We start from the raw sequence: 21,341 nt of genomic DNA, 5'->3' as shown, positions 1-21,341 counted from the left end.
GAATGGGTGACACGCCCTAAGCGCCACGACAACGGCCGGGTCCCGCCGGCGCCCGCGCTCGGCGACGCGTGCGACAATGGCCGCATGCACTCGCCCGACTCCGCGCAACCGCCGCGCCTGCGCCATCGTCTGCGCCCGCTGATCTCGCAGGAGAGCTGGAAGCAGCGCGCCGTGCTGTGGGGCGGTGCGGTGGCGGTGGCACTGGTGTCCATCGTCTTCGCCAAGGCCAGCGATGCCGCCTTCCACGTGTTCCAGCGCATCACCGCGCATTCGCCGTGGTGGGCGCTGCTGCTGACCCCGGGTGTGTTCGCCCTGCTCGCCTGGCTGACCAACGGCGCGCTGCGCCCCACCCGCGGCAGCGGCATCCCGCAGGTGATCGCCGCGCTGGAACGTCCCGACGACGGCTTCCGCCAGGCCAACCTGTCGCTGCGCGTGTCCGCCGGCAAGCTGATGCTGACCACGATGGCCCTGTTCGGCGGCGCTTCGATCGGCCGCGAAGGCCCGACCGTGCACGTCGGCGCCAGCCTGATGTACGTGTTCGGGCGCTGGTTCGGTTTCCGCGACGCGCGCCAGGCCAGCCACTTCCTGCTGGCCGGCGGCGCTGCCGGCATCGCCGCCGCGTTCAACACGCCGCTGGCCGGGGTAGTGTTCGCCATCGAGGAACTGAGCGGGCGTTTCGAGCATCACTTCTCCGGCACCCTGCTGACCGCGGTGATCGTCGGCGGCGTGATCTCGCTGGGCCTGCTCGGCGACTACACCTACTTCGGCCGGGTCGCCACCGCCGGCCTGCCGCTGGGCAAGGCGTGGCTGGCGATCCTGCTGTGCGGCGTGGTCGCCGGCCTGCTCGGCGGCACCTTTTCGCGCATGGTGCTGGCGAGCGCCGCTGGCAGACCACGCTGGCTGGGCGAGCTGCGCCGACGCCAGCCGGTGCTGCTGGCCGCGCTGTGCGGCCTGGCGCTGGTGCTGCTGGGCCTGATCTTCGGCGCCGGCGCGTTCGGCACCGGCTACGAGCAGGCGCGCAGCCTGGTGCAGGGGCATGCCAGCGTCGGCCATGAATTCGGCCTGATGAAGCTGCTGGCGAACCTGGTGTCCTACGTGGCCGGCATCCCCGGCGGCCTGTTCTCGCCGGCCCTGGCGGTCGGCGCCGGGCTCGGCCACAACCTGGCCGTGCTGATGCCAGGCGTGGACCCGCGCATCTTCGTGCTGCTGGGCATGTGCGCCTATCTCACCGGGGTGACCCAGGCGCCGCTGACCTCGGCGGTGATCTCGCTGGAACTCACCGACAGCAGCGACATGCTGCTGCCGATCCTGGCGACGGTGCTGATCGCACGCGGCGCCTCGGCGCTGGTGTGCCGTACGCCGATCTACCGCGGCCTGGCCGAGCTGTTGCTGGTGGCACCGCCGCCGGCGCCTACGCCGCCCGCCGAAGAGGACGCGCCGACCTCGCTGGTCGCCGATCTGGCCGGCAGCGACCACGACGACCGCGACGACGGCCCCACCGCGCCACGTCCGCACTGAGCGGCGGCTTGCCCGGCGCAGCCGATGCCCTGCGTGGCGGCGCGACCGGACGGTGCGCTTCCCGCTTCGCCCTCCGCAAGGCCGCTCGTCTTCCGGCGAGCGCCCGCAGGAAAACAGGCATAAAAAAACGCGGCGCAAGCGCCGCGTTCTTCGTCGCAACCGGTGGCTGGCTCAGCCGGCCTTGGCGACCGTCTTCTTGGCCACGGCCTTCTTCGCCGCCGGCGCCTTGACCACCGACTTCTTCGCGGCCGGCGAGGCAGCGCCCACGGCCACCTTGCTCACGCTGTGCGAGCGCGAATTGCCGTAGCTGGCGTTGTAGCGCTTGCCCTTGGCGGTCTTGCGGTCACCCTTACCCATGCTCATCGACTCCTGAATGTGTGTGCGAAAACCCCCGCGAGATGCACGGGGTTTGGCGAGGCCAACGCGGTCAGCGCCCTCGCGCAAGGGCGGCAAGCCTACCACGTGCGCTCAATGGGCGCAGCTTGCGTCGTGCACGTGGCCGTGGTTCAGGCGCAGGTTGAGCAGGTGGGCCAAGCCGACCAGGGTGCCGCCGAAGGTCATGATCGCCGCGTGCGGCGCCACCGCGTGGTGCAGCGCCGGCACCAGCAGCCCGGCCCACAACGACAGCAGGCCCAGCAGCAGCAATCCCAACGCCTGCCACACGCGATGCCGGCGATAGCCGAGCATCAGGCTGAACAGGCCCAGGCAGGTCACGAACAGCACCAGGGTGCGCTCCACGCCGTCGCCCAGCCACATCGACAACCCCAGCGACGGCAGCACGGCGAGCGCCAGCGGCAACACCGCGCAATGCACCGCGCACAGCAGCGAACCGGTGGCGCCGAGGCGGTCGAGCGCGGCGCGCAGATCGAACGGTGAGGACATGACGGTCGGCACGGGTTGAAAGTGTTACGGAATAATATAACATTCGGCCGCCGGCGACCAGCGCGCCCCGCGTCCCTTCCCCGACCGTCCACCGCCGCTGTGCGGTGCCGGCAGCGCGCACGTCGCCCCCGACTGTCCCTCCTAATGGAATGCCCATGCCCTCTCCCCGTCCCGCCCTGCTCCGCCGTTCCGCCCTGTCCCTGGCCCTGCTCGGCCTGCTGAGCCCGTCGCTGGCCCTGGCCGCCGACCCGACCCCCACGACGACCGCGACCGACGCCACGCCGCCGGCCAGCGACAGCCGCCACGGCGCAGGCCACAGGCAGGATCGGCACGTGAAGGACATGGACCAGGTGGTGGTCACCGCCAGTCCGCTGCGCGATGCCGCCGGTGCGCTGAGCCAGCCGGTGGACGTGCTGGCCGGTGAGCGCCTGGACGAGAACCGCGGCGCCAGCATCGGCGAGACCGTGGCCAGCCTGCCCGGCGTGCAGAGCTCCAACTTCGGCCCCGGCGTGGGCCGACCGATCATCCGCGGCCTCGACGGCCCGCGCGTGGCGGTGCTCAACGACGGCCTGTCCTCGCAGGACGTGTCCACGGTCAGCCAGGATCATTCGCCTGCAGTTGAGCCGTTCCTGGCCGACCAGATCGAAGTGCTGAAGGGCCCGTCCACCCTGCTGTACGGCTCCGGCGCCATCGGCGGCGTGGTCAACGTGGTCGACGGGCGCATCGCCGAGACCCCGGTCGACGGCGTGCACGGCCGTGCCGAGGCGCGCTGGGAAGGCGGCGACAAGAGCGGCAACACCGACATGTTCCGCGTCGACGCCGGCAACGGCAGCGGCCTGTCGATCCATGCCGACGGCGTGTATCGCAACCTCAAGGACTACGACACGCCGCAGGGCCCGCAGCTCAACTCGTTCGTCAAGTCCAAGGTCGGCTCGATCGGCAGCTCGCTAGCCGGCGACTGGGGCTTCGTCGGCGTGTCGATCTCGCGCTTCCGCGACAACTACGGCAACCCGGGCGAGCCCGGCGATCCGGCCGCCGGCGAGCGCGGCGTGTCGCTGCAGCTGCACCAGGACCGCTTCGAGCTCAAGGGCGCGCTGAACGACCCGTGGGGCGACGGCAGCGCACTGCGCTACAGCTTCGGCCACACCGCCTACACCCATACCGAGTTCGAAGGTGCGGAAGTGGGCACCAAGTTCGACAAGCGCGCCAACGAAGGCCGCGTGGAGGCCTCCTTCGGCCTGGGCGGCGGCTGGCAGACCGCGGTCGGCGTGCAGGGCAGCGACTCGACCTTCCAGGCGGTCGGCGAAGAAGCCTTCGTGCCGAAGACCGATACGCGCGCCATCGGCGTGTTCGCGCTGGCGCGCAACAGCTGGGACCGCGTGCAGGCCGAGCTCGGCGCGCGCGTGGACAAGACCAAGTACGAGACCGACACCGGCGTGGACCGCGACTTCACCCCGAAGAGCCTGTCGCTGAGCGGCGGATTCCGCCTCAACGAACAGTGGCGCCTGACCGCCAACCTCGACCACGCCGAGCGCGCCCCGGCCGAGGAAGAGCTGTTCGCCAACGGCCCGCACATCGCCACCCTCGCCTACGAGATCGGCAACCCCGACCTGAAGACCGAGAAGGCCAACCAGGCCGAGCTGGGTCTGATCTTCAAGAACGACTGGGTCGACGCCAAGGTGGCCGGCTACTACAACCGCTACGACGACTTCATCTACATCGTCGACACCGGCGGCCAGTGGTTCCACGAGGAGGACAACGACTTCCTGCCGATCCGCCAGTGGACCCAGGCCGATGCGATCTTCCACGGCTTCGAGGGCGAGGCCACCTTCCACCTGGCCAACAACGACAGCGGCGCCTGGGACCTGCGCGTGTTCGGCGACACCGTGCGTGCGCGGCTGAAGGACGGCGGCAACCTGCCGCGCATCGCGCCGGCGCGCTACGGCGCACAGCTGCGCTGGGACGCCAGCCACTGGCGCGCCGCGCTGGGCGCCACCCGCTACCAGAAGCAGGACAAGGTGGCGGTCAACGAGACCCCGACCGCCGGCTACACCCTGGTCGATGCGCACCTGGCGTATCACGTCGATACCGGCAGCACCGCCTGGGAAGTGTTCCTGGACGGCAACAACCTGACCAACCAGGACGCGCGCGTGCATACCTCGTTCCTCAAGGACGATGTCATGCTGCCGGGCCGCAGTGCCTCGTTCGGTGTGCGCCTGTTCTTCTGATCGCCACGTTCGCCGCAGCGTGACGAGGCCGCCTTCGGGCGGCCTCTTTTTTTGGCTAATGCGGCGCGCTGCGCGAGAACACGTTGATCACCACCACGCCGGCGACGATCAGCGCCATGCCGACGATCGCTGGCGGATCCAGCGCCTGGCCGAACCGCCACCACGCCAGCAGCGAGATCAATACGATGCCGATGCCCGACCAGAGCGCATAGGCCACGCCCACCGGCACGCTGCGCAGGGTCAGCGACAGCAGATAGAAGGCGATGCCATAGCCGCACAGCGCCAGCAGCGTCGGCCACAGCCGGGTGAAGCCCTCGCTGGCCTTCAGCGCCGAGGTCGCGACCACCTCGGCGAGGATGGCCACCAGCAGGAACAGCCAGTTCTTCATTGCAGAACGCTCCTGGAAATCCTGCGCGCCACGATAGCAAGCGGCGTGTGGTGGCGATGGCGACGGTGATTGTCGCGGATGCACGCTGCATAGGAGCGGGGCTTTGTGCGCTCCTGGAAATAGACTGCGATGGGCATTCCGGGATCGCCTCTGTCACGGCGGCGTCCCTCATGCGAAGCCACGCATGACCACATGCATGACCAAATGAAGCGACGCCGCACTGCGCACCGCGTGCCGTAGGTTGCAGTGCGATGGCGACCTGGCTGGGCAACCTGTCACGCAAACGAGGCATGTACCGCGCTGCACAACGGCCCGATCGCGCGACGGCGTTACAAAGGGCGCCGCGCGTTGCCCCTGTCTCGCGCCGTCCCGGCCGATGCGACGCGGCCGCGCGCTGCACGCGCGTGCCGCATCCCGGCCGATCGTTCCGAATGAAGAAAGGAGAGATTCTTCATGCGCCTTGCCCCGCTTCGCCATCTGCTGCCCCTGTCCGTCGCCGCTGCCCTGCTCGCGCCCCCCGCGCTGGCACAGACCGTCGACGCACCCGCTGCGCCTGCAGCGCAACCCGATGCCACCACCCTGGATACCGTCGTGGTCAGCGGCACCGCGCGTTTCAAAGGCTTGCGCAAGCGCGACGCGAGCTTCTCGATCACCACCGCCACGCCCGAGCAGATCCAGCAGGCGGTGCCACAGAGCAGCGCCGACCTGCTGAAGATCGTGCCCGGCGTATGGGCCGAACCCAGCGGCGGCGGCACCGGCGCCAACATCTTCGTGCGCGGCATGCCCTCCGAAGGCGATGCGCCGTTCGTCACTTTCCAGCTCGACGGCGCGCCACTGTTCCCGCCGCCGACGCTGTCGTTCCTGGAGAACTCCACGCTGTTCCGCACCGACGACACCATCGAGCGCATGGAGGTGCTGCGCGGCGGTCCCAGCCCGATCTTCTCCAACGGCCAGGCCGGCATCACGGTGAACTTCATCCAGAAGCAGGGCCAGGACGAGCCGGAAGGCAGCGTGCGCGTCACCGGCGGCAGCGATGCCCTGCGCCGCATCGATCTGTTCGACAGCGGACCGATGAGCAACGGCTGGTACTACAGCGTCGGCGGCTTCTTCCGCGAGACCGATGGCGTGCGCGACCCGCAGTTCCCCGCCGACAAGGGCGGCCAGTTCAGCGCCACCCTGAGCAAGCGCTGGGACAGCGGCGAACTGTCGTTCTATGCGCGCCATACCGACGACAACAACGCCTTCTACACCGCGATCCCGCTGCTGTCGCGCAACAACGGCAACGACCTGTCCAGCTTCCCCGGCCTCAACGCGCAGCGCGGCACGTTGCTGAGCGACGACTTCCGCAACGTCACCCTGCCGGTCGGCCCGAACGGGCAGACCATCCGGCGCGATCTGGGCGACGGCCGTGGCGTCAACATCGACGTGTTCGGCGGCGAGCTGAATTGGCAGGTGGGCGACTGGACCATCGCCGACCGCTTCAACGTGATGGGCGGCACCGCGCCGACCTACGCGCTGTTCACCGGCGACGCGCCGCAGCGGCTGGGCGACTTCATCGCCGGCTACGGCAGCCCCGGCAGCGCGCGCTATACCAACGGCGGCGGTGCGGTCGATCCGAACCAACAGGTACTTGAAGCCGGTTGGTGGTCGGTGGACAAGCGCCTGAACTCCTTCACCAACGACCTGCGCCTGAGCCGCACGCTGTTCGCCGGCAACACGCTCACCGTGGGCAGCTACTACGCCAGGTATACCTCCAACGACACCTGGTACCTCGGCAACACCATGCTGCTGACCGCGCAGAACCATGCACGACGCATCGACGTCGCGCTGGACGACGGCCGCCAGCCCACCCGCGACGGCTTCACCAGTACCGCCTTCCTGGCGCTACGCGCGCACTACCGGGGCGAGAACGCCGCGGTGTTCGTCGCCGACGAATGGGACCTGGACGACCGCCTGCGCCTGGACCTGGGCGTGCGCTACGAGCGCCAGCACGTCACCGGCACCGTGCACGACACCGCCACCGTGGACCTGGACGGCAATCCGGCCACGCTCTACGACAACGCCACCTCGATCTCGCTGCCGAGCGCGCGGCGCATCGACCAGGACGACGACGCGCTGTCGTGGACGGCCGGATTGAACGTCAAGCTGGACGCGCACAACAGCGTGTTCGCGCGGGTCAATGCCGGGGTCAAGTTTCCCGGCTTCGACAACCTGCGCGACGGGCAGACCAAGGTGCAGGACATCCGGCAGTACGAACTGGGATTGAAGTCCGGCGCGACCAACTACGACCTGTACCTGACCGCGTTCTACAACACCTTCAAGAACTCGCCGTTCCAGGCCTTCCTGGCCAACGGCAGCAACTTCACCACGGTCGGCGATTCGCGCGCCTACGGCCTGGAAATGGAGGGCGCGATCCGCCCGTTCGGCGGTTTCGAACTGGCCGGCACCGGGGTATGGCTGGATGCGAAGTACCGCAATTACCGCGAGTACACCGGCAACCAGGTCATGCGCCAACCCAAGCGCCAGTTCCGACTGACCCCGAGCTACTACTGGATGCTGCCGTTCGGCGACCTGCGCGTGTTCGCCACCTATTCCTACATCGGCGAACGCTACGCCGACCTGGCCAACAGCCAGCGCCTGCCGTCCTACGACATGCTCGATGTCGGCGCCAGCCTGCACAGCGGCGAGCACTGGGAGTTCACCGTCAGCGGCAGCAACGTGACCGACACGCTGGGCCTGACCGAAGGCAATGTGCGCGTGCCCGGTGCGGCCACCGGTGGCGTGTTCATGGGCCGCCCGATCGCCGGCCGCCAGTATCAGCTGTCTGTGGCGTACCGCTGGTAACGCCTGCACGCTTGCAGACGCATGTGATGCGAGCACGCTGGCGGTAGCGCGGCGTCGACCGCGATAGGCGCGATCCGGCGCCTGTCGCGGTGGCGGCCGCTCGTGCAGACGCGCGCGCGCCATCGCCGATCCACCTGACCACGACGCCTCACTGCCTCGACACCCTCCTTTCGCGCTCTCTTCGCAATCCCTTCGCGGTAGCGCCGCGATGCTGGCGGCCGGGTTCGGATGCGTGCCCGTTCGCCGGCGCCGCGATGGCGGTGCCGCTACCCAGGTCGACTCGCTCCATGCTGCGCCACGGCGCGCGCGGCGGCGGTCCCCAGGCAGGAGAGACCGATGCAGCATGAGCCCCACCGTTCCGATGACGCGTCCGCCGCCGCCGACAGCGCACGCGATACCCCGTTGAGCGAGGACGAGGCCGCGCTCGCGCGCCGGCTCGGCATCAATGGCCTGTCGCGCCGCGAGTTCATCGCCCTGCTTTCGGCCGCCGGCCTGAGCAGCGCAGGCGGCCAGATCCTCTTCAGCGAGGCCGCCTTCGCGGCGCCGGTTGCCAAGGCCGGGCCGCCGCAGAACGCGTTGCCGGTGGTGCTGGAGGTCAACGGCCAGCGCCACGCGCTGCAATTGGATCCACGGACCACGCTGCTGGACGCGTTGCGCGAACACCTGGCGCTGACCGGCACCAAGAAGGGCTGCGACCACGGCCAGTGCGGCGCCTGCACGGTGATCGTCGATGGCGAACGCCGCCTGTCCTGCCTGACCCTGGCCGCACAAGCCGAAGACACGCAGATCACCACCATCGAAGGCCTGGCCGACGGCGAACGGCTGCATCCGATGCAGGCCGCCTTCGTGCAGCACGACGGGTTCCAGTGCGGTTACTGCACGCCGGGACAGATCTGCTCGGCGGTGGCACTGTTGAACGAGATCAAGCGCGGCGACGCCAGCCACGTCAGCGCCGACGTCAGCCGGCCGGTCACCGAGCTGAGCGACGCCGAGGTGCGCGAGCGCATGAGCGGCAACATCTGCCGCTGCGGCGCCTACCCGAAGATCGTCGCCGCCATCCAGGACGTGCACAGCGGCGGTGCGCCGCGGCCGCTGAGCTGGCGCTATGTCGACCAGTCCGAGCTGACCGCCCTGAAGATGGCGAAGGAGGTGGCCGATGACGCCGTTTAAGTACCAGCGTGCGACCTCACCGGAAGACGCGGTGCACCGTGTGGCGGCCAACCCGAACGCCCGCTTCCTCGGCGGCGGCACCAATCTGCTCGACCTGATGAAGGAAGGGGTGGCCGGCGCCGACGAGATCGTCGACCTGACCCGGCTCAAGGGCCTGGCCGAGATCGCCGAAACCGCCGACGGCGGCCTGCGCCTGGGCGCACTCGCCAACAACACGCAGACCGCCAACCACCCACTGGTGCGCCAACGCTATCCGTTGCTGAGCCAGGCAATCCTGGCCGGGGCCACGATGCAGTTGCGCAACATGGCCAGCAATGGCGGCAACCTGCTGCAGCGCACCCGCTGCGGCTACTTCTACGACACCGCCCTGCCCTGCAACAAGCGCGAACCAGGCAGCGGCTGCGGCGCGCGCGAGGGGCTCAACCGCACCCACGCCATCTTCGGCCACAGCGCGCAGTGCGTGGCGGTGCACCCGTCGGACATGTGCGTGGCGCTCGCCGCGCTGGACGCCACGGTGCACGTACGCACGCCGGCCGGCGCACACCGTGAAATCCCGTTCGCCGAGTTCCACCTGCTGCCCGACGCACGCGCCGACCTGGACAACCAGTTGGCGCATGGCGAACTGATCGAGTCGATCACGCTGCCGGCGCAGAGCTTCGCCGCGCATAGCCACTACCTGAAGGTGCGCGACCGGGCCAGCTACGCGTTCGCGCTGGTGTCGGTGGCCGCGGCGCTGGCGCTGGAACCGGACGGACGCATTCGCGAAGCGCGCATCGCCATGGGCGGGGTGGCGCACAAACCCTGGCGCGCGCACGCCGCCGAACGGGCGCTGGTCGGGCAGCGTGTCGGCGAGGCGGCCTTCGCCGCCGCTGCGCAGGCCGAGATGGCGGCGGCACGGCCGCTGGCGCACAACGCCTACAAGATCCCGATGGGCACGCACGCGATGATCCGCGCCCTGCACCGCGCCAGCGGCAGCGACGCCGCGTGAGCGGCCAACCGGAGAACCGGCAATGAACTACATCGGCAAGGAAATGCGCCGCGTCGACGGCTACGCCAAGGTCACCGGCAAGGCGCGCTATGCGGCAGAGTTCCAGATCCCGCATATGGTCCACGGCTACATCCTCACCAGCACCATCGCCAAGGGCCGCATCGTGCGCATCGACAGCCGCGCCGCCGAAGCCGCGCCGGGCGTGATCAAAGTGCTGACCCATCTCAATGCGATCAAGCCGGTGTCCGACGCGGTCAAGAAGAAGGGCGAAGACCTGTCGTTCCGCGCCCTGGTCGACGACCGCATCCATTTCAATGCGCAGCCGATCGCGGTGGTGGTCGCCACCACCTTCGAACAGGCGCGGCATGCGTCGCGGCTGATCCAGGTGGACTACGCCGCCGAGCCCGCGCACACCGACTTCGACGCGCTGCTCGACCAGGCGCACGACCCGACCCCGGAGGAATCGCCGAAGCCGCGCGGCAACCCGACCGCCGCGTTCGCCGCCGCGCCGGTGAAGCTGGAGGCCACGTACACGATGCCGGTCGAGCATCACAACCCGATGGAGCCGCACGGCGGCATCGGCTATTGGATCGGCGACACCCTGACCGTGGTCAACAAGAGCCAGAACGTCTACCAGGACCGCGAACAGTTGGCCGGCTACTTCGGCATTCCGGTGGACAAGGTCAACGTGGTGTCGCTGTTCGTCGGTGGCGCGTTCGGCTCGTGCCTGCGCCCGAACTACTACACCTTCCTGCTCGGCGCGGTGTCCAAGGCGGTCGGGCTGCCGGTGAAGATCGTCTACACCCGGCGGCAGATGTTCAGCGGCCATGGCTACCGCCCTTACTACCGCGTGGAACTGGGCCTGGGCGCCGATGCCGCCGGCACGCTGCAGGCGATCCGCTACCGGCACGTGCTCAACACCTCGCGCATCGAGGCGTTCAACGAGGCTTTTTTCCGCAACGCGCGCTCGCTGTACGCCTGCCCCAACGTGGAGGATCGCTTCGAGGTGGTGGAGACCGACCTGCCGACGCCGCAGGCGATGCGCGCACCTGGCACCATCAGCCAGATGTTCGGCATCGAGTGCGCGATGGACGAACTGGCCTATGCGCTGAAGATGGACCCGCTGCAACTGCGCCTGGCCAACTACGCCGAGACCGATCCGGAAACCGGCAAGCCGTTCTCGAGCAAGGCGCTGCGCGAGTGCTACGCGCTGGCCGCCGAGACCTTCGGCTGGAGCAAGCGCACGCCCGAACCGCGCTCGATGCGCGACGGCCGCCTGTTGGTCGGCTGGGGCATGGCCACCGGCACCTGGGCGGCGATGCAGATGCCGGCGCTGGCGCGGGTGGTGCTGAAGGCCGACGGCAGCGCCCGGGTCGGCAGTGCCACCGCCGACATCGGCCCCGGCACCTACACGGTGATGACCCTGATCGCCGCCGAGTATCTGGGCATCGACGCCAAGCGCGTGCAGTTCGAACTCGGCGACACGCGCCTGCCCAAGGCGCCGGCGCAGGGCGGCTCCTGGACCACCGCCAGCGTCGGCAGCGCGATCCACGGCGCGGCGCGCGAGATCCGCGGCAAGCTGCTGGAGTTGGCCAGGCACGACGGGCAGGCCGCGTTCAGCGGGCTGGACGTGGACGCGGTGGAACTGGTCGATGGCCAGTTGCGCCCGACCGGCAAGCCCGAAGCCGGTCTGGAGGTCGCCAAGCTGATGCGCCAGCACGGCCTGCAGGAGCTGGAGGTGATACATGAATCCAAACCCTCGGCCGAGCGCAAGCAGTACGCCACCGCTGCGCACGGCGCGCAGTTCATCGAGGTCAAGGTCGATCCGGATACCGGCATGGTGCAGGTGACGCGGGTCATCGAAGCCACCGCCTGCGGCAAGATCATGAATCCGCTGACCTCGCACAGCCAGGAAATCGGCGGCGTGGTGATGGGCATCGGCATGGCGCTCAGCGAGGGCACCGAGATCGACCATCGCTACGGACGCATGCTCAACGCCTCGCTGGCCGACTATCACGTGCCGGTCAACGCCGACGTGCACGAGATCCAGACCATGTTCGTCGAAGAGGACGACACCATCGTCAACCCGCTCGGGGTCAAGGGCATGGGCGAGCTGGGCATGGTCGGCATCCCGGCGGCCATCGCCAACGCCGTGTTCCACGCCACCGGCAAGCGCATCCGCGATCTGCCGATCACCCCAGACAAGTTGATCGGCTGAGCATGTTGATGGGTTGAGCGCGATCGTCCCCTGTGGCGGCGCGCTCCAAAAACGTACATGCAGCGCGCCCTCGCCCTCCCTCGTAGGAGCGGCTTCAGCCGCGACAGGCGTTACCTGGAACGCCTGTCGCGGCTGAAGCCGCTCCTACAACAGGGCTTCCGTCGTCATTGGGGAGGCCCTTTCAATAACGTCGACCGTCGACTGACGGAAACTTCCGCTCGCTTCAATCGGACATCGCGTAGCAATCCCCGCAGGATCACCGCAAGGCCCCGCCCCACGGCAACCGCTACGGATCCAGCCACCCCCGCGCCACCGCCGCCTGCACATCTTCCGGCGTGTCCAGGTCCAGTGCCAAGGCCGGCGCGACGATGCAGCCGAGGCTCTCCGGCGCCAGCGTCGCGAACAGCGTGCGCAAGCCCTGGTCGCCGCCCAATGGCAGTGACTGCCAGCGGTGCTGCGCCACCACCGCCGGCATGCCGCGCACGCCGGCATAGGCGCTCACCGCGCAACCGGACGTCGCCCGCGCGGCCGCCGCCAGCAGATCCTGCAGATGCGCCGCGGCCAGCGCCGGCTGGTCGCAGCCGAGCACCAGGCTATGGGTGATCGATGCATCGTCGCATACCGCCGCACGCAGACAGTCGAGGCTGCCGCCCATGCCGGTAGACCAGTCCGGATTGCGCACGCATTCCACCGGCAATCCCTCCAGCAGTGGGCGCAGCGCCTCGGCCTGCGCGCCCAGCACCACCACGCAGCGTGCCGGTGCCGTGGACAGCGCCAGGCGCACGACCCTGCGCAGCAGCGGCTCGCCGTCGCTGGTCAGGGTCTGCTTGGAGTGGCCGAGGCGGCAGCTGGCGCCTGCGGCCAGGATCAACGCCGCATGCACCTGCGCCATCACCTGCCGCCCTCGGCCAATCGCGGAGCTGCCGCCAGCGCATCGCGATGCGCTCGCCGCGGCCTGTCGCCCGCCTGCGCGACCGCGCTCAGCCGCGGCGGCGTCGCACGGCTGGCCTGCAGTTGCGCGGCGATGCTCAGCGCAATCGCCTCCGCGCCGCTGCCTCCCAGGCGCAACCCGATCGGCGAATGCAGGCGCGGCGACAACTGCGCGCGTTGCGTCGGACTCAGCAAACGGAACAGGTCCTCACGCCGCCGCACCGGCCCCAGCAGGCCGAGGAACGGGATCGCGCTGCCAGCGAGCGCATCCAGCGCTTCGCGATCCAGTTCGAAATTGTGGTGCATCACCAGCGCCGCATCGCTGTCGGCGCAGTCGGCCAGCGCGCGTGTCGGCGTGCATTCAAGGGCGCGGTCGGCCAGCGCAGCCAACGCAGCCCAGCGCGGCCGCTGCTCGACCAGGGTGGTCATCCAGCCCAACTGGCGCAGCAAGGGCAGCAGCATGGGGGTTTCCGGGCCGGCACCGAAGACGCTGACCCGCGGCGGTGGCGGCACATGCACTTCGCCGACGCGCGGCGCCGCCGCAGAAACGGTGCGCCACGGCAAGCGCCACCGCAACGGCTGCCCGGCCACGCTGGCGACAAAATCGCCATCGGCCTCCAGCGCCAGGGTCAAGCCACCGCGCCCCTGCAGCCAGGCCTGGGCCAGCCCGTCGAAGCCCGGCAAGGCGAGCAGCGGCAGCAAGGCCAGGTGCAGGCGGCCCCGGCAACCGGCGGACGAACCCGACAGCAGGTCTTCGTCCTCGCGCGTATCGATCTCCATCCACAGCGGCATGCCGGCGACGGCGGCCTCCGCGGCGCACCGCGCGATCTCCGGCTCCAGGCAACCGCCGCTGAGCCAACCCTGCTGCGCACCATCCGGACCGAACAAGGCCATCGCCCCGGCATGCGCGTAGGTGGAGCCTTCGCGGGCCATCGCCACGGCGAGGACCGCGGGCGTGCCGGTGCGGCAGGCGTCGAGGGCGTCATGGAGACAGTGTCGGGTAGCGGACATGCGGCGGCAGGGGCGACGTGAGAAACCCGAGCCTAAGCGGCAGCCTGTGGTCGCGAGGTGACCCTGGTCGCGGTGTGTGGGCGTCGGGTTCGCGACCACGGCAGCGCAAGAGGGCGGCAACCAGTCCACGCCTGCGACCGGCGATGCGCGGCATCCTGCCGAAGTCCGGCGCTGCGCCAGATGCCGTTGGTGCGACATTGCGCCGCCCGCAGGTCACACACCCGCGCCTGCAACGCCCCGCTACAGCAAATGGAAGCGTTCGAAGCGCTGCAACGCCGCGTCGATCGTCGCCTGCAGCGCCGGGCGTCGCGGTTCCAGCCAGGTCCATTGCTGGACCAGCAGGCGACCGGCGCGACGGTCCATCTTCAGGTCGAGCGCGGCGACGATGCGGTCGCCGACCAGCACCGGCAGCGCGAAGTAGCCCAATACCCGCTGCGGCGCCGGCACGTAGGCCTCGAAGCGATGCGTGTAGCCGAAGAACTGCTGCAGCCGCTTGCGCTGGATCACCAGCGGATCGAACGGCGACAGCAACTGCGCCCGCGTCGGATCCGGCGTCGGCGGCGTTCTGTCCAGCAGCTCCGGCTCGGCCCACAGGGCGACGCCCTCCTGGCCCTGCAGATGCACCGGGCGCAGGCGCTTGCGCGCCACTTCCGCGGCGATCAACGCGCGCACCGCCGGCTTGGCGGCGGTCTCGCCATAGCAGACCGAGTCCATGCCGACGATCGCTTGCGCGCGCAGCGCACGCTGCAGCAGGTAGCGCGCGTACTGCGCCTCGCTGACCGGGCGCGGCCGCTGCCGCCAGCCGAAATGCCGCGCGGCCAGCTCATAGGTCTTGAGCATGCCGCTGCGCTGGCTGACCACCAGGTCGCCGCTGAAGAAGCCGTACTGCAACGCGGCCCGCGACGGCTTGCGGCTGCCCCACGGATGGGTCTTCTCGACCAGCACCTCGTCGTCGATGTCGCGGATCGACAACGGTCCCTCGCTGCGGATGCGCCGCAGCAAGCGCGCGTAATCCTGCACATCCACCGTGCCCCTGGCGTCGGCCTGTGCGCGTCGACGCGCCATCTGCGCCACGTACATGCGGTAGTCGGCGACCGGCACGTACGCCAAGGCATGCGTCCAGTACTCGAACAGCGACTTGTCCTGCGATTGCGCCTGCTCCAGGTCCTGTTCGCGGTAGTCGGGAATACGCGTATGCAGCACGTGGTGGTGGCTGCGCGCGATCACGTGGATGGTGTCGATCTGTACATAGCCCAGGTGCGCGGTGGCCTGCCGCACCGCCTCCGCACCACGACCGAATGGCGCCGGCGTGCTCAGCCGCTGCGCGTGCAGCCACAGCGCGCGTGCCCGGGCGGGCCCGAGTGGAACAGAAGCGACGGGAGTGCGCATCGAACGACCTTCCTGGCAACGCGGCAGCGCCCATCAGGATAGCAACCGGATTGCGCAACGCGGACCGCGATGCGTCCATTGCGACGCGTTTCGTCGGCACCCGCCGCGCTTCGTCCGCCGCGGCCGCCACCGGTCCGATCGCGCAGGCGCGGCGACGCCGCGCTGTCGACACTGCGCGCAATCGCCACCGCTGCTCACGCCGCCATGCCCTCGATCGCCGCCATGCCTCGCCATCCCACTCCCGCCGCGCCCCACTTGGCGCAGTCGCACGCCGGGCAAGGCTGGGCAACACGCCTGCTGCGCGGTGCGGCGGCGCTGTGGATGAGCATCGCCATCGGCGGTCAGCTCGCCTTCGCCGCCTACGTCGCCGGCTTCTACGGACGCACCGCGCTAGCCGGCACTCCCGAGCGCTGGAACCAGGTGATGGCGCGTGGTCATGTCGCCGGCGACAGCGTCTTCAATGCGGTGCTGGCGCTGCACCTGGGCCTGGCCGTGGCGATCGTGCTCGGCGGCGCAGTGCAGCTGCTGCAGGCGTTGCGGCGCAAGCGTCCCGCCCTGCATCGCTGGAACGGACGCCTCTACCTGGTCTGCGCCGTCGTCCTCAGCCTGGGCGGGCTGGCGATGATCTGGATCCGCGGCGGCGTCGCCGGCGATCTGGGACAGCATCTGGGCACCAGCACCAATGCGGTATTGATCCTGCTGTGCGTGGCCATGGCCTGGCATCACGCCCGCCGCGGCCAGTGGCCGGCGCATCGGCGCTGGGCGCTGCGCCTGTTCCTGGCGGTCAGCGGCGTGTGGTTCTTCCGGATCGGGTTGATGGGCTGGCTGGCGCTCAATCAGGCGCCGGTCGGCTTCGATCCGGACCGTTTCGTCGGCCCGACGCTGACCGCACTGGCGTTCGCGCAGACATTGCTGCCATTGGCCGTGCTGGAACTGTATCTACGCGCACTCGATAGCCGCCGCAGCGGTCCGCAGTGGCTGGCCGCGGTGGTGCTCGCCGCGATGAGCGCGGCCACCCTGGTCGGCACCCTCGCTGCGGTCATGGGCATGTGGTGGCCAGTGCTGCGGCAAGCCTGAGCGGCTGCCGCGCCGAACGTCGGCGCTCCGGTATGCTCGCAGCCATGTCGCCTCCGTCCCCGCTCTCAACACCGCCGCGCATAGCCGCGCTGCTGACCTGGGCGCGCATCGTGCCGGTGTTCGTGGTCTCCGGGGTGCTTGGTCTGCTGATGAGTCTGAGCTGGGACGCTCCCGTGCCGGTGCTGGTCCGCAGCTTCGTGCTGGGCGCCGCCGCGCTGGGCGCCTACACGCTGTTGGAGCGCTGGCCGCGACGCCTGCCGCGCTGGCTGGCGCGCTGGGTGCTGCAGGTGTTCGGCGTCGCGTTGGCGATCCCGACGACGACCCTGCTGATCTACCTGGGTTCCACCCAGGCCGGTGCGCCGCCGTTCTGGCAGGACCCGGATCGGCTGGCCGGCTTCGCCACGCTGACCATCGTCGGCGTGCTGATCGCGCCATGGATGGCCCTGGCCGCCCTGGTACGGCAGAAGGACGCTCTGGCCCGGCACCAGGCGCTGGCATTCGCGCTGGAGCGCAGCGAACTGGAGCGCGAGGCGCTGGACGCGCGCCTGCAGCTGTTGCAGCGCCAGGTCGCCCCGCATTTTCTGTTCAATACCCTGGCCAACGTACAGGCGCTGATCGATGTCGGTTCGCCGCGGGCCGCGGAGCTGATGCGCAGCCTGATCGCCTACCTGCACGCCGCGGTGCCGCGCCTGCACGAGGCGACCAGCACGCTGGGCGACGAACTGGCGCTGGCCCGCGCTTACCTGGAACTGATGCACATGCGCATGCCCGACCGGCTGCACTACGCCATCGATGCCGAGGACGCCGTGCAGGGAGTGCGCTGCCCGACCCTCGCCGTGCTGACCCTGGTCGAGAACGCGGTCAAGCACGGCATCGACCCGACCGAAGACGGCGGCAGCATCGCCATTCGCGCCTGGCGCAGCGGCGAGCGTTGCCATCTGCGGGTGGAGGACAGCGGCGCCGGCGAGGACCACGGCCGCGGTGGGCTGGGCACCGGGCTGCGCACCTTGCGCGACCGCCTCGCGCTCGGCTTCGGCGACACCGCGCAACTGCAGTTGCGTCCACGCCTGCCGCACGGCACCTGCGCCGATCTCAGCCTGCCGATGACGGCACTGCCCCGATGATCGCGCCCACCGCGCTGATCGCCGACGACGAACCGCTGCTGCGCGAGGCCCTGCGGCGGCAGCTGGCACGTCTGTGGCCCGAGTTGCGGATCGTCGCCGAGGCGCGCAACGGCCGCGAGGCGGTGCGCCTGTTCGAGGAACACGCACCGCAGATCTGCCTGCTCGACATCCAGATGCCGGGCCTGTCCGGGGTGCAGGCCGCGCAGCAGATCGGCCGCCGCGCGCATCTGGTGTTCGTCACCGCCTACACCGACTACGCGGTGCAGGCCTTTGCCGAAGGTGCGCTCGACTACCTGGTCAAGCCGGTGCAGGACGCGCGCCTGGCCGATACCGTCGCACGGCTGCAACAGCGCCTGCAGGCCGCGCAACCGGCGGCCGACCTCACCGAGCAACTGCTGCGCCTGGCTGAGCGGCTGCGCCCACCCGAACGCCCCGTCCCGCTGCGCTGGCTGCAGGCGCAGAGCGGCAGCAGCGTGCGTCTGATCGCCGTGGAGGCCATCGACTACCTGCGCTCGGACAGCAAGTACACCAGCGTGGCCTGGCGCGACCCGGATGGACAGGCATGCACCTCGATCGTGGCCACGCCGCTCAGGGACCTGGCCGCGCAACTGGATCCGGATGACTTCCAGCAGGTGCACCGCGCGGTGGTGGTCAACCGCCGCGCAATCCTGCATGTGGTGCGTGGCGACAACGACACCGCACGGATCCACCTGCGCGGCCGCGCCGAAACGCTGCCGGTCAGCCGCAGCTATCTGCCTTTGTTTCGGGCGATGTAGCGACATCTTCCGCGCCGACCCGGCGCCACACCACGCGTCCAGGTGATGGCGTGCATGCCTGCATTCCGCTTCGCGCGGCCGCGGCGGCACATCGGTTGCACGGACCACGCGGCCGTCGATGTGCTGGAGCAATTCGTAAACGCTTTGCCCAGGCCGGCAGCGCGTTTCGGCTGAAATCCCACGTCATCGCGCCGCGATCGGCACAGTACCGGAACACATGCGAACTGCGTCATTTTCGGGGCGTGCGTTGCGCTTGCGACGGAAATCCAGATGCGGGTAGTTTGCGCCGCGCCTGGCGATCGACCGCAATCCGATCCGATCGCGAACGCCAGCATGCAACGCCTCGATCGGCACTGCGCAGGTGATGCCTGGCATGCATGCGGCAAGCGCCATGGACCGTCCCCCACCTCCCCTGGATCCGCCACATGACACCATTCCGCACACGACCGGCCACTGTCCTGCTGTCGGCACTCGCGCTCGGCCTGGCCGCAGGCAACGCCGCGGCCGCCGCGAGCGCAGCCGACGATCCGCTGTTCCGCTATCAGTGGTACCTGGACAATCAGGGCCAGGACGTCATCGGCGACACCCGGCCCACGCCGGGCATCGACCTGGATGTGGACATCCTGCATGAACTGAACATCCGCGGCGCAGGCACCAGGATCGGCGTGATCGACGGCGGGTTGGACATCCGCCACGAAGACCTGGCCGCCAACATCATTCCCAACGGCTCGCACAATTTCCTGGACGGTTCGCACGATCCCAAGCCGAGCGATGCGGACGACGCGCATGGCACGGCCGTGGCCGGCATCGCCGCCGCGGTGGGCTGGAACGGCAAAGGCGGACGCGGCGTCGCCCCGCAAGCGTCGCTGGCCGGCTTCAACTTCCTGCAGTCGGACCAGAGCGACGACAAGCTTCGCAACGCATGGGGAAACGGCGCTGAGGCCAGGACGTTGGACATATTCAACAACAGCTGGGGCATCGTCTCCAATTTCTATCCCAACGTCTCGGTCGAAGATCAGTACGCCTGGGAGAAACTCATGCGTGCCGGACGCAACGGCAAGGGCGCCATCTACGTCAAGGCGGCCGGCAACGACTTCGACAGCTTCATCTACGCGGACGTGCAGGGCACGCTGGCCGATCATTGCCCGGATCTGCCCAAGCGCTACAACGTCGCCTGCAGCCTGGCCAACGTCGACCCGAAGAACGATCTGATCACCACCATCGTGGTCGGTGCCGTCAATGCGAGAGGCGTGCGCAGCTCGTACTCGTCGCCCGGCTCGGCGGTCTGGGTCAGCGGCTTTGGCGGCGAATACGGGCAGCAGAAGCGCTACCAGCAGTCCCGGTCGGCCCCGACCGCCAGCGACCCCCACTACGATCCGGCGATGGTGACCACCGATCTCAGCGGTTGCGCCGCCGGCTACAACCGCGACGGGGTACCGGTGGAGAACGCACTCGACGGCAGCAAGTCCCCGATCGACGCTTCGTGCAACTACACCGCGGGCATGAACGGCACGTCCTCTGCCACACCAACCGTGGCGGGTGTGACGGCGCTGATGCTCGGTGTGAATCCGCACCTGACCTGGCGCGACGTCAAGTACATCCTGGCCACGACCGCGCGGCAGATCGACAGTGGGCAGCCCAAGGCGCTCTACAACGGCAGCGTGATCGATCCCGGCTGGATCACCAACGCCGCAGGCCATCGCTTCAGCAACTGGTACGGCTTCGGCCTGGTGGATGCGGCCGCGGCCGTGGAAGCGGCCACGCACTTCACGGCGCTGCCGCCGCTGCAGGACACCGACTACCAGGTCTACAGCGGTGCGGCCAGCACCATCGGCGGTGTCGCATCGCCAGCCAGGCTGACCGTCAACATCAAACAACAGATGAAAGTCGAGGCGGTGCAACTGTATTTCGACGGCACCCACAAGGATCCCAGCCGTCTGCGCGTGGTCCTGATCTCCCCGCAGGGCACCCGCAGCTACGTCATGACCCCGTTCTCGGCCTTGAACAAGGACGTCTACACCCAGGGCATGTCGATCCCACTGACCGCCAGCAATGCCTTCCTGGACGAAGCGGCGGCCGGACCCTGGACGCTGGAGGTCGCCGACATGCTCGACGCGCATGGCAAGGAACAACTGCAGCACTTCGAACTCCGCGTGGTGGGCCACTGACATGAAGACCGATACGCTCTTTCTTTTCGCCGCGCTCGCACTGACCGCGGCCGCGCCCGCTTCGGCCCAATACGCCGATGCCCAGGTACTGCACCAGGCGGCAAGCGGCAAACGCTTCCAGGTCGGCCGCAGCACCTACCGTCTGCTGTCCGATGCCACGGTGCGCACCGCGCCGCAGATGGCAGGCAACGGCACGCAACGCGCCCAGGTCGCTGCGGCCGATGGCGGCGGCACCGTCGCCGCCCGGATCGGACCGTATGCCATCGTGGTCGGTGGCAACGCCCGCGCCGGCACCGCAGCAGCGGCATCGTCCCATGCGGTGGACGACGCCGCGCTGCGCGCCGCGGTCGACGAGCGCAGCGGCCAACCGGTAGTGGTCACCGGCAAGCTCAAGCTGTTCGGCACCACACCGGACGTGGCCCGAGCGCTGGCGCGCCGCAGCGGCGGCAACCTGGTGTATGCCTCGGACATCGATGGCAGTGCCATGATCGACTACGGCTCGGCCGACGCGGCGATGGCGGCGTGCAGACAACTGCAGGGAGCGCTTGGCACGCGCGAGGTCTCCATGGAGATCGTGCAGGGCTTCAATCGCGCACTGTGACGTTCATGCGCGCCGCCCAGCCACGCTGG

General features: G+C 69.4%; 17 protein-coding genes. 11 read left to right on the top strand and 6 right to left on the bottom strand.

All coding sequences use genetic code 11. The features are described from left to right. Positions 1-84 precede the first annotated feature (84 nt). Complete coding sequence (locus tag GGR71_RS07570; RefSeq protein WP_160961501.1) at positions 85-1,518, top strand: chloride channel protein; 1,434 nt, start codon at positions 85-87, stop codon at positions 1,516-1,518. A 171-nt stretch (positions 1,519-1,689) separates the two neighbouring features. On the opposite strand, the gene GGR71_RS07565 is transcribed toward GGR71_RS07570, so the two are convergent. Next, on the bottom strand, positions 1,690-1,875 hold the full coding sequence (locus tag GGR71_RS07565; protein ID WP_048490754.1) for a 30S ribosomal protein THX: 186 nt from the start codon (positions 1,873-1,875) through the stop codon (positions 1,690-1,692). 111 nt (positions 1,876-1,986) lie between these two features. Beyond that, positions 1,987-2,400 carry a MerC domain-containing protein gene (locus tag GGR71_RS07560; protein WP_048490755.1) on the bottom strand — a complete coding sequence of 138 codons (414 nt, stop codon included), beginning with the start codon at positions 2,398-2,400 and terminating at the stop codon, positions 1,987-1,989. 155 nt (positions 2,401-2,555) lie between these two features. On the opposite strand from GGR71_RS07560, the gene GGR71_RS07555 reads away from it, so the two are divergent. After that, a complete protein-coding gene (locus GGR71_RS07555) occupies positions 2,556-4,628 on the top strand; it encodes a TonB-dependent receptor (RefSeq protein ID WP_160961503.1) in 2,073 nt (690 codons plus the stop codon). 55 nt (positions 4,629-4,683) lie between these two features. Here the strand turns inward: GGR71_RS07555 and GGR71_RS07550 are convergent, their stop codons facing one another. After that, a complete protein-coding gene (locus GGR71_RS07550) occupies positions 4,684-5,016 on the bottom strand; it encodes a DMT family transporter (RefSeq protein WP_010343489.1) in 333 nt (110 codons plus the stop codon). A gap of 453 nt (positions 5,017-5,469) precedes the next feature. Here GGR71_RS07550 and GGR71_RS07545 point away from each other — a divergent pair, with 453 nt between their 5' ends. From GGR71_RS07545 to GGR71_RS07530, 4 genes are all read left to right on the top strand, one after another. Further along, positions 5,470-7,860, top strand: a complete 2,391-nt coding sequence (locus GGR71_RS07545) for a TonB-dependent receptor (RefSeq protein ID WP_160961506.1) — start codon at positions 5,470-5,472, stop codon at positions 7,858-7,860. A gap of 336 nt (positions 7,861-8,196) precedes the next feature. Then, on the top strand, positions 8,197-9,030 hold the full coding sequence (locus tag GGR71_RS07540) for a 2Fe-2S iron-sulfur cluster-binding protein (protein WP_160961509.1): 834 nt from the start codon (positions 8,197-8,199) through the stop codon (positions 9,028-9,030). Next, positions 9,017-10,018 carry an FAD binding domain-containing protein gene (locus GGR71_RS07535; RefSeq protein WP_160961511.1) on the top strand — a complete coding sequence of 334 codons (1,002 nt, stop codon included), beginning with the start codon at positions 9,017-9,019 and terminating at the stop codon, positions 10,016-10,018. The genes GGR71_RS07540 and GGR71_RS07535 overlap by 14 nt, the downstream gene beginning before the upstream one ends. Before the next feature lie 22 nt (positions 10,019-10,040). After that, positions 10,041-12,236, top strand: a complete 2,196-nt coding sequence (locus tag GGR71_RS07530; protein WP_160961514.1) for a xanthine dehydrogenase family protein molybdopterin-binding subunit — start codon at positions 10,041-10,043, stop codon at positions 12,234-12,236. Positions 12,237-12,522: 286 nt separating this feature from the next. Here GGR71_RS07530 and GGR71_RS07525 read toward each other — a convergent pair whose 3' ends face one another. The 3 genes from GGR71_RS07525 to GGR71_RS07515 all read right to left on the bottom strand — a co-directional run bounded on the left by GGR71_RS07525 (position 12,523) and on the right by GGR71_RS07515 (position 15,566). Further along, positions 12,523-13,128 (bottom strand): nucleotidyltransferase family protein, encoded by a 606-nt coding sequence (locus tag GGR71_RS07525; RefSeq protein WP_160961516.1) that lies wholly within the window; start codon positions 13,126-13,128, stop codon positions 12,523-12,525. Continuing rightward, positions 13,128-14,177 carry an XdhC family protein gene (locus tag GGR71_RS07520; RefSeq protein ID WP_160961519.1) on the bottom strand — a complete coding sequence of 350 codons (1,050 nt, stop codon included), beginning with the start codon at positions 14,175-14,177 and terminating at the stop codon, positions 13,128-13,130. The genes GGR71_RS07525 and GGR71_RS07520 overlap by 1 nt, the downstream gene beginning before the upstream one ends. 240 nt (positions 14,178-14,417) lie before the next feature. After that, positions 14,418-15,566 carry a winged helix-turn-helix domain-containing protein gene (locus GGR71_RS07515; protein ID WP_160961522.1) on the bottom strand — a complete coding sequence of 383 codons (1,149 nt, stop codon included), beginning with the start codon at positions 15,564-15,566 and terminating at the stop codon, positions 14,418-14,420. 222 nt (positions 15,567-15,788) lie between these two features. On the opposite strand from GGR71_RS07515, the gene GGR71_RS07510 reads away from it, so the two are divergent. The 5 genes from GGR71_RS07510 (at position 15,789) to GGR71_RS07490 (ending at position 21,312) form a co-directional block, all read left to right on the top strand. Continuing rightward, a complete protein-coding gene (locus GGR71_RS07510; RefSeq protein ID WP_237474424.1) occupies positions 15,789-16,643 on the top strand; it encodes a DUF2306 domain-containing protein in 855 nt (284 codons plus the stop codon). A 44-nt stretch (positions 16,644-16,687) separates the two neighbouring features. Then, positions 16,688-17,767: a sensor histidine kinase gene (locus GGR71_RS07505; protein ID WP_202405098.1), complete on the top strand. Its 1,080-nt coding sequence runs from the start codon at positions 16,688-16,690 to the stop codon at positions 17,765-17,767. Continuing rightward, positions 17,764-18,543, top strand: a complete 780-nt coding sequence (locus GGR71_RS07500) for a LytR/AlgR family response regulator transcription factor (protein ID WP_160961527.1) — start codon at positions 17,764-17,766, stop codon at positions 18,541-18,543. The genes GGR71_RS07505 and GGR71_RS07500 overlap by 4 nt, the downstream gene beginning before the upstream one ends. A 425-nt stretch (positions 18,544-18,968) precedes the next feature. Then, positions 18,969-20,711 (top strand): S8 family serine peptidase, encoded by a 1,743-nt coding sequence (locus GGR71_RS07495; RefSeq protein WP_160961529.1) that lies wholly within the window; start codon positions 18,969-18,971, stop codon positions 20,709-20,711. A gap of 1 nt (position 20,712) precedes the next feature. Further along, a complete protein-coding gene (locus tag GGR71_RS07490) occupies positions 20,713-21,312 on the top strand; it encodes a hypothetical protein (RefSeq protein ID WP_160961532.1) in 600 nt (199 codons plus the stop codon). The last annotated feature ends 29 nt before the right edge of the window (positions 21,313-21,341 follow it).

Source organism: Xanthomonas sp. F1 (genome assembly GCF_014199855.1).
Note: the sequence above shows the minus strand (reverse complement) of the source record. Positions and strands in the feature narration are given on the sequence as shown.